Origin of the sequence: Mycobacterium sp. NS-7484, assembly GCF_001953975.1 — a bacterium.
Lineage (GTDB): Bacteria > Actinomycetota > Actinomycetes > Mycobacteriales > Mycobacteriaceae > Mycobacterium.
This window is the reverse complement of sequence record NZ_MBEJ01000055.1, coordinates 1-13,294: the sequence shown is the minus strand read 5'-3', so window position 1 is coordinate 13,294 and position 13,294 is coordinate 1. Positions and strand designations below refer to the sequence as shown.

General features: G+C 67.2%; 12 protein-coding genes. 5 read left to right on the top strand and 7 right to left on the bottom strand.

The annotated features are described in order from the left end of the window. The first annotated feature begins 83 nt into the window (after positions 1-83). Positions 84-2,033 (top strand): DEAD/DEAH box helicase, encoded by a 1,950-nt coding sequence (locus tag A5733_RS09870; RefSeq protein WP_076239985.1) that lies wholly within the window; start codon positions 84-86, stop codon positions 2,031-2,033. Here A5733_RS09870 and A5733_RS09865 read toward each other — a convergent pair. After that, the gene (locus tag A5733_RS09865) at positions 2,017-3,195 is read right to left on the bottom strand and encodes a hypothetical protein (RefSeq protein WP_369830920.1); all 1,179 of its coding nucleotides are present in this window, start codon (positions 3,193-3,195) and stop codon (positions 2,017-2,019) included. The two genes, A5733_RS09870 and A5733_RS09865, sit on opposite strands and share 17 nt — an antisense overlap. A gap of 118 nt (positions 3,196-3,313) precedes the next feature. On the opposite strand from A5733_RS09865, the gene A5733_RS09860 reads away from it, so the two are divergent. Further along, complete coding sequence (locus tag A5733_RS09860; protein WP_067772915.1) at positions 3,314-3,760, top strand: hypothetical protein; 447 nt, start codon at positions 3,314-3,316, stop codon at positions 3,758-3,760. Here A5733_RS09860 and A5733_RS09855 read toward each other — a convergent pair whose 3' ends face one another. Together A5733_RS09855 and A5733_RS09850 are read right to left on the bottom strand one after the other, a co-directional pair. After that, the gene (locus A5733_RS09855) at positions 3,761-4,591 is read right to left on the bottom strand and encodes a cutinase family protein (RefSeq protein WP_076239983.1); all 831 of its coding nucleotides are present in this window, start codon (positions 4,589-4,591) and stop codon (positions 3,761-3,763) included. A gap of 637 nt (positions 4,592-5,228) precedes the next feature. Continuing rightward, positions 5,229-6,896, bottom strand: a complete 1,668-nt coding sequence (locus tag A5733_RS09850; RefSeq protein ID WP_076239982.1) for a hypothetical protein — start codon at positions 6,894-6,896, stop codon at positions 5,229-5,231. A gap of 180 nt (positions 6,897-7,076) precedes the next feature. Here A5733_RS09850 and A5733_RS09845 point away from each other — a divergent pair, with 180 nt between their 5' ends. Together A5733_RS09845 and A5733_RS09840 are read left to right on the top strand one after the other, a co-directional pair. Further along, positions 7,077-8,903 carry a hypothetical protein gene (locus A5733_RS09845; RefSeq protein ID WP_076239981.1) on the top strand — a complete coding sequence of 609 codons (1,827 nt, stop codon included), beginning with the start codon at positions 7,077-7,079 and terminating at the stop codon, positions 8,901-8,903. After that, positions 8,903-9,127, top strand: coding sequence for a hypothetical protein (locus tag A5733_RS09840; protein WP_076239980.1), 225 nt, complete (start codon positions 8,903-8,905; stop codon positions 9,125-9,127). The genes A5733_RS09845 and A5733_RS09840 overlap by 1 nt, the downstream gene beginning before the upstream one ends. A gap of 8 nt (positions 9,128-9,135) precedes the next feature. Here A5733_RS09840 and A5733_RS09835 read toward each other — a convergent pair whose 3' ends face one another. Next, positions 9,136-10,344 carry an RtcB family protein gene (locus A5733_RS09835; protein ID WP_076239979.1) on the bottom strand — a complete coding sequence of 403 codons (1,209 nt, stop codon included), beginning with the start codon at positions 10,342-10,344 and terminating at the stop codon, positions 9,136-9,138. Between the two features lie 181 nt (positions 10,345-10,525). On the opposite strand from A5733_RS09835, the gene A5733_RS09830 reads away from it, so the two are divergent. Further along, a complete protein-coding gene (locus A5733_RS09830) occupies positions 10,526-11,821 on the top strand; it encodes an NAD(P)-binding domain-containing protein (protein ID WP_076239978.1) in 1,296 nt (431 codons plus the stop codon). Positions 11,822-11,830: 9 nt separating this feature from the next. Here the strand turns inward: A5733_RS09830 and A5733_RS09825 are convergent, their stop codons facing one another. Genes A5733_RS09825 through A5733_RS09820 form a run of 3 tightly spaced genes read right to left on the bottom strand, consistent with a single transcriptional unit; the run spans position 11,831 to position 12,995 of the window. Further along, positions 11,831-12,511 carry a type II toxin-antitoxin system HipA family toxin gene (locus tag A5733_RS09825; RefSeq protein ID WP_369830919.1) on the bottom strand — a complete coding sequence of 227 codons (681 nt, stop codon included), beginning with the start codon at positions 12,509-12,511 and terminating at the stop codon, positions 11,831-11,833. Then, entirely contained in the window at positions 12,487-12,789 is a 303-nt protein-coding gene (locus A5733_RS28200; RefSeq protein WP_369830918.1) for a HipA N-terminal domain-containing protein, read from the bottom strand. The genes A5733_RS09825 and A5733_RS28200 overlap by 25 nt, the downstream gene beginning before the upstream one ends. Then, on the bottom strand, positions 12,786-12,995 hold the full coding sequence (locus tag A5733_RS09820) for a helix-turn-helix domain-containing protein (protein WP_083666079.1): 210 nt from the start codon (positions 12,993-12,995) through the stop codon (positions 12,786-12,788). Before A5733_RS09820 ends, A5733_RS28200 begins: the two co-directional genes overlap by 4 nt. Between the last annotated feature and the right edge of the window lie 299 nt (positions 12,996-13,294).

Genomic DNA, 13,294 nt, shown 5'->3' with positions numbered 1-13,294 from the left:
CTGTGTGGTTCCTGAAAGCTTGCACAGCTCGGCGAAGAATCTCTGTGCCCTGCCGTGAGCGGACAGTGCCATGATGATTTGTCATGGACAGCGCAGATGCCACCGAGCTGATCCGCCATGCCGACGCTGCGCTCGCCGGCGTCGGCAAACTCCGCGCCGAAATCGCCGACCGGATCCGCACCACCACCGACGAGGTGGTGACCCAGACTCTGCAGGCCACTGCGCTGGACCGCCTACGCCCGTACCTGGCGCGCGGCGCCCGCCTCGGCGGCCTGGCCAACTCCGAGTACCGCACCGTCGCCGATGTCCACGCGGTGCCGGCCCGCCTGTTGACCCAGGTGCCCGGCGTCGACATCGAGGCTGCGCAAGCCGCGCAGGCCGCAGCCCAGGCCATGGCCGACCACATCCGCACCACCACCCGACCCCGGCTGCGCCGCGAACACGACACCACGCTGCTGACCTCACTGCTGACCCTGGCGCACGCCGATGCACCGGTCAAACAACTGCGCCGGTTGATGCCGCGGCTGCGCAGCCACACCGCCTCCGATCAACTGCTCGAAGCGGTGACCGGCCTGATCAACCGGATCGACGACGCCTACCATCACGCGGGCGACCCGTGGGAGTGCTACCGCACCGACCCCCGCCCGATAGACCGACTACTCAGCGAGTTCGCCTCGGGCACAACCGATGTGGATGCCGCCCAGGGTTTCGTCGGCGTGGAGGTGGCGGCCCAGGTCGAGCAGACGGTGCTGAACCGGTCGCTGCTGCGTACCGAGCTACGTGGGTACCAGGAGTTCGGCGCCCGTTATGCGTTGGCGCGCGAGCGCGTGCTGATCTGTGACGACCTGGGTCTGGGCAAAACCGTGCAGGCCCTGGCGGTCGCGGCACACCTGGCCGCGGTCGGACAGACCCGCCACACCCTGGTGATCTGCCAGCGCGACACCGGAATCCATTGGGCCGCAGAGACCGCCAAGCACACCGGGCTGCGGGCGATCGAGATCCGGGGCAGCGCCCGCGAGGACCGCCTTGAGCAGTGGAAGTCCACAGGCGGGGTGGCGGTCGTCTCCTTCGACACGCTGGCGCGCATCAAGCTGCCCGAACGCCCCGGCCTGGTGATCGTCGACGAGGCGCACCTGCTGCGTGACCCGAAATCCGACCGGGCCCGCGCCGTGCGCAACGTGCTGACCTCCGATAACCGGGTGTTGTTTCTGTCCGGGGTGCCGATGCACCAGCGCATCGGCGGCTTCCGCCACCTGGCCGACTTCCTGCAGCCCGACGTGGCGGGGAAAGTCCCGCCCAACGCGGGCGAGCGCGGTTCGGTCGCATTCCGCCGCACGGTCGACCGGGTGTACCTGCGGCGCGACTACCGCGACGTCGTCGACGAACTGCCGGTGCGCATCGCGACCGAGGAGTGGGTGCGCCCGAGCCGCACCGACCGCGACCGCTACCGCCAAGCCGTCGCCAGCGGCAACTTCAGCGCGATCCGGCAGGCCGCCTGGCCCTCGGGAGCACCGACTCCGGGCGCGAAACTCGACCGGCTCTTGGAACTCACCAGCGAGGCCCACATCAACGGCGCCCGGGTGGTGGTGTTCTCACATTATCCCGGGGTGCTCGATGTCATTCGTAAAGCCTTGCCAGGCAACATCTTCGGCCCGCTCGACGCGTCAGTACCCGATCAGCAGGCCATGCTCGACGCGTTCGCGACCGATCGTGGCCCGGCCACCCTGCTGGCCCACATCGGCGCCGGCGCGCTGAACCTGCGTCACCTCACCGCCCCGGCGGTGTTCGTCATCGCCGAACCACAGTGGCAGCCCCGCACCGAGCGCCAGGTGATCGGACGCACCCAGCGACTCAGCGAACTGCCCACCGTGCGGGTCTATCGGCTGCTGGCCAAGGGCACCGTCGACGAACCGATCCGCCGGCTGGCGCATGATCTCGACCAGGCACCCCCGCATCAGGACGAGGTGGTCCGGGCCGAGCAGGCGCGGCTGGAGCGTGCCGGGCTCAGCGCCCGGTTCAGTGGAAGCGGTTGATGATCGGGATGCGCTCGATGATCCGGTCCCGCAGCCTCGGCTTCGGATAGGTCACCGCTGGCGGCACGTACGGCGGCGGGCTGTACACCGGGGCCGGCGGCGGAGAGTAGACCGGCTCCGGAGCGGGCGGGACGTACGCCGGCGCCGGCTCGGGCGCCGGAGCGGCGGGGGCCGGAGCGGGAGGCACGTATTGCGGGGCGTCGACGGCCTCGACCGACGGCGGGGCGGCCGGTGGTTTCGGCGGAGCCTCGGGTGCCGGTTTGGTGGCGGCCTTCTCCACCGGTTTGTGCGTGGGTTTGGGTGCCGGGACGGCTTCGGGTGCCGACTCGCCGACGGAGGCGGCGTGCGCGGTCTCCTGCACGGCGCCGGGGTGCAGGTGCAAACCGATGGCCGCCGACGTCGCGACGACGAGCGTCACCAATGCACCCCCGACGACCGAGGCCAATGCGCCGACCTTGGTCACGTGCACCGCCTTGACCGGGGTGATGGCCGGGGTGTTCACCGCGAGCGCCGCGGCCAGCCCCGCGCCCCGGGCAAACGCCAGATCGGATTCGGCAGAGGTGATCACCGCGGTCGGAATGGACTCGGCCAGCTCGGCGACGATCGGCTCACGTGCATCGGAGCCCAGGATGAACATTCCGCTGATCGGCCGGCCGGTGAGCGACAGGAGCCCGGCGATGTCGGCGACGAAGGTGTCCGACCGGTCAATGCGGTCGGCGCTCACGTCATCAGGGGTCACGATCGCCACCACCGCGGCATCGGGTTCAACGATGCACACCGCGATGTCGTCATGTTCGGTGATCTCGGCGATACCGCTGGCCAGCATGCCGGCCGCCTCGATCTCGGAGACGGCGAAGACGTTGCCGTAGCCCCGGCTGTCCAGTGATTGCATGATGTGACTGGCCAGCGGCGCCGCATCGTTGGTCCACGTCACGCCGATCGCGTGGATGCGGTGCATCCCGTCGAGTTCGGTGTCGTCGACCAACCCGCGCAACAGTCCGTCCGGGTCGTAGGTGGCGACGTCGTCGAACGAGATGGCGCCACGGTCGAGGGGACGTCCCTCGCCCGTCGTACCTTCGACGAGCACCCACCGAACGGCCCTCGAGGTCATCGCGAGGCCGAGCACGAGATCCATGTCGATCCCCCGATCTGCTCTAGTCACTCGCAACTCAGGTTACCGGTGTGACCGCGCTTACACCTGGCTGCGGCGATCACTGCGCAAACTCTTCGAGCAGCCGTGGCGCGCGCCGGAACGACGGCACCCCATAAGCTCGCTGTATATGAGGTACCTCGTCGTCGTCTCGGCTGCCGCCGCCCTGCTCACCGGGTGCGCCGTGGCAGGTACGCCCACCGCGGCTCCGGTGACCGACGAATGGCGCCAGGCGGTGGTGGACGCGGTGGCCGGGCTGGGCACCCAGCTGGGGCCGATCGCCAACGCGATGGTGACGCCCGATCACATGACCAACTACACCGACCTGCACAACGCCTGCAGCGACATGCGCGACTACATCGACTCGGCCAAGAACCGGGTGCTTCCCGGCCCTGACGTCAAGGTCAACACGGCGTTGCGGGAAGGGTTCGACGGCTATCGCAGCATGGCCGACCAGTGCGTGGCGTTGACGCCGGCCAACAGTTCCAGCCGATTGACCAAGCTGGGCGACACCATGGACGAGGCGCACCTGCGGATCAAGGAAGGCCTCACACTCTTGGGCGTCGACGTGAGCTGATCAAGCCAGCGGGGCGACCGGCGCCGCAGTGCTCGTCGGCGCAGGCGATGCCGGACGCGGCACCGGGCCGGGCCGCGTCTGGGGTTCGGGCCCCATGTGCTGAGCAGGTTGCAGAGACGGTCCGTGCTGTGACGGGCCGGTACCCACCAGCGTGGCCGGAGGAGCCGACTCCGCCGCTTCTTGGGCCCAGTCGTCACGCAGCTTGCTCGCCGCGAACACTGCCCCCTGATCCACCAACCCCTCTTCGGTGTACTGCGTGTGGATGGCGAAGCTTCTGCCCTGCGGGTCGCACACCAGATCGTTGTCGACGCACAAGTCGATGGCCTTGGCTGCGTAATACGGCCCGACGACGATCGACGGGTTGTTGAGTACCTTCATGAACCGCGGCGACGGTTTACCGAACAACGTCACCGCGGACACGTGATCAGCGATCTCCGCCGGCATCGGCGCCGGCACGTCAGCCGGTGAAACCCCGTCGGGCACAACGGCTGCGGTGACGAAGCCCATCACCGCCGCGCCTTGGGAGAACCCGCCCAGCACCATCTTGGTGTCGGGACAGGCCGCGGCCGTGGACATGATGCGCGCGCGTGCGTCGGCGATGCCCTGGACGGCCGTCGGGAAGTCGGTGGTGGCCGGGTAATCGACCGCGTACACCGCCACGGACTTCGGAGCGACGTTGGCCCGCAACGAATCGATGAACGCCTCACCCATGGTGCCCACCCCAGGTTGCTCCATGGTGCCGCGGGCGAAGACCACCTCGGCATCCGGACACGGTGCCGCGTCGGCGGACGGCATCGTCACATTGCTCAGCACGGAAGCCGCCCCCGCCATGACGGCTACTAAACCGGCACTTCCGAATTTCACCACCAATTGATGCTGACATGGTGCCGCATTGGGCGCCTGCTGAAATACGTAGACATAGAGTTCCCTCACAAACGAGAGAGAATTCTCAGAATGTGTGGCGCCGCCGGGCGGTGCGGCGAATCGCGGCGACCTGCGCGGTCTCGCGCATCTGGAACGGGGTGCGAGCTGCCCGCCTAGTAGCGACTTTTCAGCGACAATCGCCACATGAGCACCATGGACACCGGCTGTCACGCGGCATTGACTACTTGCGTCACTTGAGAGCTCAAATGCCTCACCCGTCACGAAATTTGGGATGTCCACCTATCAGCGACGGAGTCGCTCGCAGCTGGACAACGGACAGATGATGCTGGTGGGGCCAATGGTATCCGAGTGTCAAAAATGTCGAGCGACGCTGGGTTCAGTGAGGCTGATGTTGCCGATGTGGCGATTGTCGCTCGATTGTCGCTACTAGGCGGGCAGCTCGTTCCCCGCCGGAAATTGCCAACGATTGACCGGAATGCCGTCGACACCGGGCACGTAGCCAATTGCGTTTTCCCGATTCGAAGCCGTGACGGAAAATGAATCTTCTTGCCGAGAAAAAGACCGGACGAAGAATTCTTTTTGGTCAAAGCCCGTCGTGACGGGCACTGCCTGGAGTCGGCGGCCGCTGCGGGCGGCGTTGAATCCGCAACGTCGTCGTCGGCACGTGAAGCTCGGTGGTCGGTGGCGCGGCCAGCACTGTCGTCCGGTCCTCCTTCAGCCGAACGATTTTCGGCACCGCGGCCGCCCGGGGTTGCCGCACGATGGTCGGCGGGGCGGAGGGTTCAACGGCGGGCTGCGGCGGCGTGGGCGCGGTTACCGGCTTGGCCGAACGGCTTTCGCGGCGCGCCAGATAGCCGACCAACGGCCCGGTGAACACCATGACCGCAAGCACGAGCAGGCTCAGCACACAGACCGCGACGTCGAAGGTGCTGGTGATCTGCTGGGCCAGGTTGTTGCCGTAGACGGCCGCCGGCGCCGGTCCGGCATACCGCGGCGCCAGCGCGACGCCGATCGCAATGTTGGCGACTGTGAAGACGAACAACACCGCACTGAACGCGGCGGCCACCGTCGTCGAGGTCACCCCATTGCCGAGTTGCCGATGCAGCCACCGCGCCACCAACCCGGTGACGAGGTTGAACACCGTCATCGCCACGGTGTCATAGAGGGCGCGGGGAAGGTCGAGCGACAGCGCGATCAGGAAGTCGACGACCCGTAGGGTCGCCGCGGCGAACGCCCAGAAAGCGATGAGCGTCAAGCATTTCTGCGCGGCGCCGCGGTAGGCGCCGATGGTCGGCGGCTTGATCAGGAACACCGCGTACAACGTCGTCGGCGCCACGATGGCAGCCGCCGCGGCCCAGGCTAGATAGCCCTCGTAACCCACCGCCGCGGTCGAGGTGTTCTGGGCGATGCCGTGGAAGGCGTCGATGTCGCGCCCGATGCCGAGCAGCCACACCAGCGTCGACGCGATCGCGCCGGAGACGCCGATGGCCGTCGTCGCCAACCGCGCCGCCCCCGTGCGTTCGGTCAGCCAACGCGACGCGATGACCAGGGCGATCATCGCCTCTGCCCCGTAGAGCAGGGTCGTCACGATGACCGCGATGTCGTGGCCCCCGAAGTCGCCCTGGGTGACGAACAGGTACCGCAGTCGCCAGTAGAAGTTGAAAGCGACAGACAGCGTCGCCAGCGCGATCGACAGAAAGCCGATCATCCGTCCGGCCGTGTACCAGCGCCGGAACCTGTTGTCCTCGACGGTGATCGACGTGATTGGCGGCTGTCCCGCCAGCAGTGCGCCCGCAACGCCGAGCAAGATACCCGGCCCGATTCCGGGCGGTACGGCCCCGGTGCCGCCCTGGCGTACCGTCTGCACGACGTGGTAACCGACGAACACCACGACCACGACGAGGTAAGTCACGCTGAGCAGCAGGCGAATCCGGCTGGTGCGCCTGACATCGGATTGCGGTGTCCCCAGCCGGAACGGCCCGAGGTGCGGGGTCAGGGCGGCCACGATGGACAGCAACGTGACGACGGCCAGCAAGCCGAAGGTCGACCCGGTGCTGCCGGGCACACCGAGCCCGAATTCCAGGTTCCACGGCAGCAGCAGCGCCACGATGAGCAGCGTCACCGCCAGGCCGTCGCGCACCCGGTTGGCCCGGGTGGGCACGTAGCCGACCCGCGGGGAACGCGCCACGACCGGCGCGGCCGTCGTCTCCACCGCGACGGTGGCGGGCGCGTCGTAACGCTCGTCGCTCACTTACCGATTCCTCTCTATGAGTGACACCGCAAGGCTCCAACCAGCGTGCTCACTTTTGCTCCGACGCACAAGCAGCGCTGGCAGCCGAGGCAGTTCAGTCACGAAGGCCCGCCACGACTGTGCGGTAGCTTTGAAGTCCGTCGGGGCTGGTAGGTCAACCATGAAGCGAGGAGTGGAACCGTGGACGTAGTCCTCGGGGTGGCGGTCACCGGGCGTGTGGCGCGCTTGGCGATGATCGGCTCGCCCGCGAGCGGCGGCCAGGTTCTCGATCAGTACGCCCTCGACCTGCCCGACGACCTGATTGCCGAGATGTCGGAGCTGGCCGAGACCATCGTCGGCACCTACCGCGCAGTGGCCGAGTCGGGCAACCAGGTTGCCGCGACGCGACTGTGCGTGCCCGACCCGTCGGCAGCCGACACCTTGCGTCAGACCGTGCTCGACGCCGGCGTGCCGAACGTCGAGGTGGTGACCGAAGCCGAAGCGGCCGCGGCCCTGGCCCGCAGTGTCGGAGCGGACGCCGCCCTGCTGCTGGCCGACGACGACACCGTGTCGCTGACGACGGTCGGCCAGGAATCCGACACACCTGCACCGACTTCGACGTTGGCCACTGCGCCGATCGGCACCGCCGGGGTGTCGGCCGCCTGCGCGGCGGTGTTGCAGCGCGTATCCGCCGATGAAGCCCCGGGACGGGTGGTTCTGGTCGGCCAGCGGCTGGATCTGGATTCGGTTGCCGCAGAGCTTCGTTCGACGGCGCCGGTCGAGGTGTTACCGGACGCGGGTTATGCGATCGCCCGTGGTGCGGCCCAGCTGGTCGGCGACATCGCGCCGGCCGGGGCGGCCACACAGATGGCCCCCGCACTCGATGCCACGCAGATGGCTCCGTCGGTGGACGCTACGCAGATCGCCCCGGCCGCCGAGGCCACGCAGATGGCACCCGCCCCGGCTGTCGACTCTGCCGCAGTGGGGCCGGATCTGGCCTACTCACAAGAAACCGACGCCGAGCCGTGGGCCGACGAGATGCCGATGGACGCGGTCGGCGAGTTCGTGCCCGAACAAGAGCAGGACCCCGACTACACGACAGTCATCGCGCCACCGCCGCCGCGGATGCTGCTGATGGGCAGCGCCTTGGCGTTCGTCGTGGTCAGCTTCGCCACCTTGGCCGTCACCGTCGCGATCAACGTCCGACCGGCGGCCGATGTGCGGGCACAACCAGCACCCGTCGAACAGTCCGACACCGTGCCCGGACGCTATCTGCCGCAGGTTCCGCACGAACCCGATCCGGTGGTCCTGCCCGTCTCGGTGCTGACTCCGCCGCCCGCGGCACCGGCTGCGCCCAGGGTGCGCTCGGACATCGGCAATCAACCGGCCAACCAGGCTCCTGCGGTGGCACCACCGGCCGCACCGCCCGCCGTGCCGGCTCCCCCACCTGTCCAGGTTTCGCCGGGGCCGGTTCCGGTACCGATACCTGTGCCCCTACCGGTGCCGGTGCCGCTTCCGCCCGTCGTGTGGCCAACGCTGCCGTCGCCCTGGGTGCCGACAACGCCGCCGACGACGCCGCCGACCACCACCGCACCGCCGACCACCACGGCGCCTCCCACGACTACCACCGCGCCTCCAACTACTACGGCGCCGCCGACGACCACCGCACCATCTACGACGACCGCACCGCCGACCACCACCGCACCACCCACAACGACGGCACCGCCGACCACGTCCGTGCCGCCGGTGCGGACCTCGGAACCGCCTGTCGAGACCCCGACGCATACGGTGCCGACGTACACGGCCCCGGTCGAACAACCGGAGATCCCGGCGACACAGGCCCCGGCTGAGACGCTGTATCCGCAGTATCCGTCGGGTGGTTCGTCGGGTGAGTCGTCGGGGGGTTCGTCGAGTGGCGGGTCATCCAGCGGTGGCCTGTTCGGCGGCGGCTCCGAGCGCGGCAGCAGCGGCAGTGGCAGTGGCGGCTCTGGCAGCTCACCGATAACGACGATGCCCGGGAGCCCGTAATGGCAAAGAAACGCTGGAAAGACCTGTCTCCCAAGGCCAAGACGATGGTCGTGGTCGTGACCGCCGTCGACGCGGGATTGCGCGCCTGGGCGCTCCGCGACCTCTCAAGCCGTGACGCCGGCCAAATCAACGGGCCAAAGTGGTTGTGGGGCAGCGCACTCAGCGTGCTGGGCACCTCCGGTGTGGTGCCTGTCGCCTATCTGGTCGCCGGGCGCAAACCCTGACCTACCCGTCATGTGCCCTTGACGTTGAGCACCTGACGTAGCTCGTGCACGATCTCCACCAATCCGTCGGCGTCGGCCATCACCACGTCGATGTCCTTGTACGCGTCAGGGATCTCATCGACCCACTGCTCACCGTGCCGATACTCGATGCCCTGCATCCGCTTCGCGAGGTCGTCCGCGGTGAACCGGCGGCGAGCCTCGTTACGCGAGAACCGACGCCCGGCACCGTGCGGCGCCGAGCACAGGCCGGCCGGGTTGCCCTTGCCGCGCACCACATATGAGCGCGTCCCCATGCTGCCGGGGATCAGGCCCATCACCCCGGCATGAGCGTCGATCGCGCCCTTACGGGTCAGCCACACCTCACGCCCGCCATGCTGTTCCTTGCGGGTGTAGTTGTGGTGGGTGTTGATCCGCTCGACCTCGAAATCACCCGCGGTCTGCGGTTGGTCCAACTCCCCGTAGCCCATCCAGGCCGCGAACACCCACATGTAACGGTCCATCATCTCGGCCCGGTTCTCCAGCGCAAACCGCTGGGCCCAGTTGAGTTCTCGTAGGTAATCGCCGAATTCCGGTGTGCCCTGGGGTAAGTAGGCGAGGTCCGGGTTCGGCAGCTCGATCCACCACCGCTTCATCAACTTCTGTGCAATCTTGATGTGCTTCTGAGCGATCTTGTTGCCCACACCGCGGGAGCCGGAGTGCAGGAACAACCACACCCGGTCGTCCTGGTCCAGGCACAGTTCGATGAAGTGGTTGCCGCCGCCAAGCGAACCGAGTTGCTCACGCCACTTCGGCGAGTGAGAAAGGTCGACACCGCCGTCTTGAGCCAGGTGCTCGAGGTCGGCGATGCGGCCCCGGGTGAACGGGAAGCGGGACAGCGACGCGTTGTAGTTGCCCGGCGACAGCGGAATCGTCGACTCGATCGCGGTACGCAAGGCAGCCAGGTCACGCCCCTCGATGTCGGCGGCGCTGAACTCCGTGCGGGCGGCGATCATGCCGCAGCCGATGTCGACGCCGACCGCGGCCGGGATCACGGCGTCAATGGTCGGGATGACGGTGCCGACGGCGGACCCCTTACCGCTGTGTGCGTCGGGCATCAGCGCGACATGCGGATGCACGAACGGCATCGAGGCCGTCTGCTTCGCCTGTTCGATGGTGTTGTCGTCGATGTGGCTGGCGAAGCTCACCAACTTGGTCTCGACGACGCGCTGCGTGGTCATAACATCGATTCTCCCGATGCTGTCGAGCGGGTTTTGGCGCCGACCGGGCGCCCCCGGATGCGGCTTGCCGCACAGTCTGCCGCGCGATGTGCCCAGTATCACCAGGTCAGCGCAGTACAGAAAGTGTGTAGACGATCTAAGCTTTTGTTAACTGAAAATCGTTTACGTTACGGAGATTCCGATGACTGCCCAACTCGACGACTTGGAGCTGCGCCTCACCGAACTGGCGCCCGGAGCCAACAGCGGTATCGCGCCGCGTGCGGGCGTGGTCGGTCTGGGCATGATCGGCGGTGGCGTGGCGGTGAGCCTCGAGAGCCGCGGCCGCATCCCGGTCGTCCACGACGTGCGCCCCGAGGCGGCCGGAGAACTCGGACTGGCCCTGGCGGTGCCCACCCCGGCGGAGGTGGCCGCGGTAAGTGACGTGGTGCTGATCGCCGTCGTCGACGCCGCCCAGGTGCGTGAGGTGCTGCACGGCGACGACGGCGTGCTGGCCGGTTCGCGACCAGGTGTGGTCGTGGTGCTGCTGTCCACCGTCTCGGTGCCCGAGGTGCAGGCATTGGCACAGGACTGCCGCGCCTACGGCGTGGAACTGCTGGACTGCGGCGTGACCCCCGGTGATCAGGCCGCGCACAACGGCATGGTGGCCATGGTCGGCGGTGACGACGACACCGTGGCGCGCGCCATGCCGGTGCTGGCGGACTTCGCCAAGAAGGTCGTGCACTGCGGGCCCCTCGGCGCCGGAATGTCGACCAAGATCGCCCGCAACGTTCTGACCTACGGCAGCTGGCGCGCCGCACACGAGGCCGCCGCGCTGGCCCGCTCGGCCGGTGTGGATCCGGCCACCCTGATCGAGGTCATCGACGAAGCCGACCCGGCCGGCGCCACGCCGCTGCTGTGGCTGCGCAACCAGGTCGCCGCCCCCGAGCTGGCCGCCGAGGCCGGCCCGCAGGTACTGCGCCTGATGGACAAAGACCTCAGCGCGGCACAGGAATTGGCCACCGGCAACGGCGTGGCGGTGCCGCTGGTCGACGCCGCACGCACGCACGGCGACGAGACCCTCGGAGTCGTCGCGGACGCCCCGCCGGCCACCGACCGCACCACCCGCGGCCTGCAGACCATGGACGAGGTTTACGGCACCGGGCTCGCCGACGCCATGCCCGCCGAACGCAAGCCGGCCCTGGAAATGACCGTCGACCACTTGTTCGGCGAGGTCTGGAACCGTCCGGGGCTGTCGCTGCGAGACCGGCGTCTGGTGGTGCTCGGCGCCACCGCGATGCTGGGCCGCGCCGATCTGATCGAGGTCCAGGTGCGCGGGGCGCTGATCAACGGTGAGCTCACCGAAAGCGAGCTCGACGAAATCGTGCTGCAGCTGCACTACTACGCCGGCTGGGGCAACGGCACCGCGGTGCAGGCCGGGGTGAACGCCGCGCTGGCCAGTTGGCGCGACGGGTTCGTCGCTCCCGCCGAGGAGAGCTGACGCAACGGCTCACTCTGACTCCGCACATTCGTTGGTGCCAACGGATTTCAGAGCGTCGATGCGCTGACGAAGCATTTGCTCCAGACGCACGGTCTGTCGATCGTCGAATCCGATGTGATCGCATCGCGGCGGCCAACGCTGCGCGGCGTCGATGAGACCGTCGATCATGGCAGCTGTCGCGCGGTGCCGCAGACCGAGACGTTCGCCTGCTTCGACGAAGTTCGCGCGGGTCAGCTTGTTCGCCCAGCCGTAGAGACTCAACGCCATGGGATCCTTCCACCCGGCATAGGGCTGCGTGCACAGCAGGTCATAGGCTGGCGTGGGCTGCCACACATCGTCAGGGTTGTAGATCGACAGGTTCTTACCGTGCAGGTCACCGTTTCCGATGAGCCAGGAAAAGACAACGGTTTTGAGCAGTTCTGCGACTGCCACGACTCTGGAGCCACCGCCACGTGCGCACGCGTCGGCAAGTGAGCCGATGGCAGTCTCGGTTTTGATGCGGTACTTCGAGGCGGGATACAGGCCGGCGATCTGGCATGCGTCTTCTTGGGCAAGGCGCGCTTGTCCGGCACGGTCAAAACGATTGACGAGTAAGGCGCTTCGACCATCGACATCTTTCAACACCGACGTCTTGGCAACTCTCAAACCGCACGCTGCAGCCATCGTCATGAAGAAATGCTCATTTTCCACGACGTCACCACCCCCAGTCTGACGCCCTCTGGAAGCAGGCCTGCGAAGAACGCCGGAACCGCACCGCCCGTCGTCACCACGGGGTACTCACCTGACCGCAACAGCGACCATGAAACGGACCGATCACGAATACGCCCGTCGGCCGGTCGGTCTTCGTCGACATACGCGAAAGCGACGCGATCACCGGACTCGCGGCGCAGATGGGCGACGATCTCGTCCTTGATGTAGAAATCGGCTGCGTCGACTTCGCGAAGATCGAGTTGGTATGGAGCTGTCATTCCATGCCCACGTTGATATCGAGGCGCAGACCCAGAACGTCGGCAACTTCGATGACCGACCCGAGCTTGACCGACCCGGCGCCCCGCTCGAGCGACTGAATACTGGAGCGGGATACGCCGGCCAGGTCGGCGAGAGTTTGTTGGGTTAGCCGCAAGGCGATCCGCCGCTCAGCGAAGAGAGCTCCTATGCGTGCAATTTCAGGCATAGGACCCTCTTGAGGCGACCGCCTCCGTCGCGGACCCATCGCAACCCTTCTTATGCTTTAAATACCAGGCATATCCAGGATGCTGCAGCAAAGAGCGCTTCGTCAAGCCCTTATGCTTCAAATATCAATCATCGAGCCGAGGGGTTTCCCGACGAGAGGGGCTATAACCCCCAGAACGGGTTAATGGCCAAAATGTGTGTACAGAATCGCTGATTTATGACCGTTGACCTCCCCTGATAGGGGTCCGAACATGCTTTGAAAGCATGTTCGGTGTCAGGTCCACGCAATTCCCCTGTCTG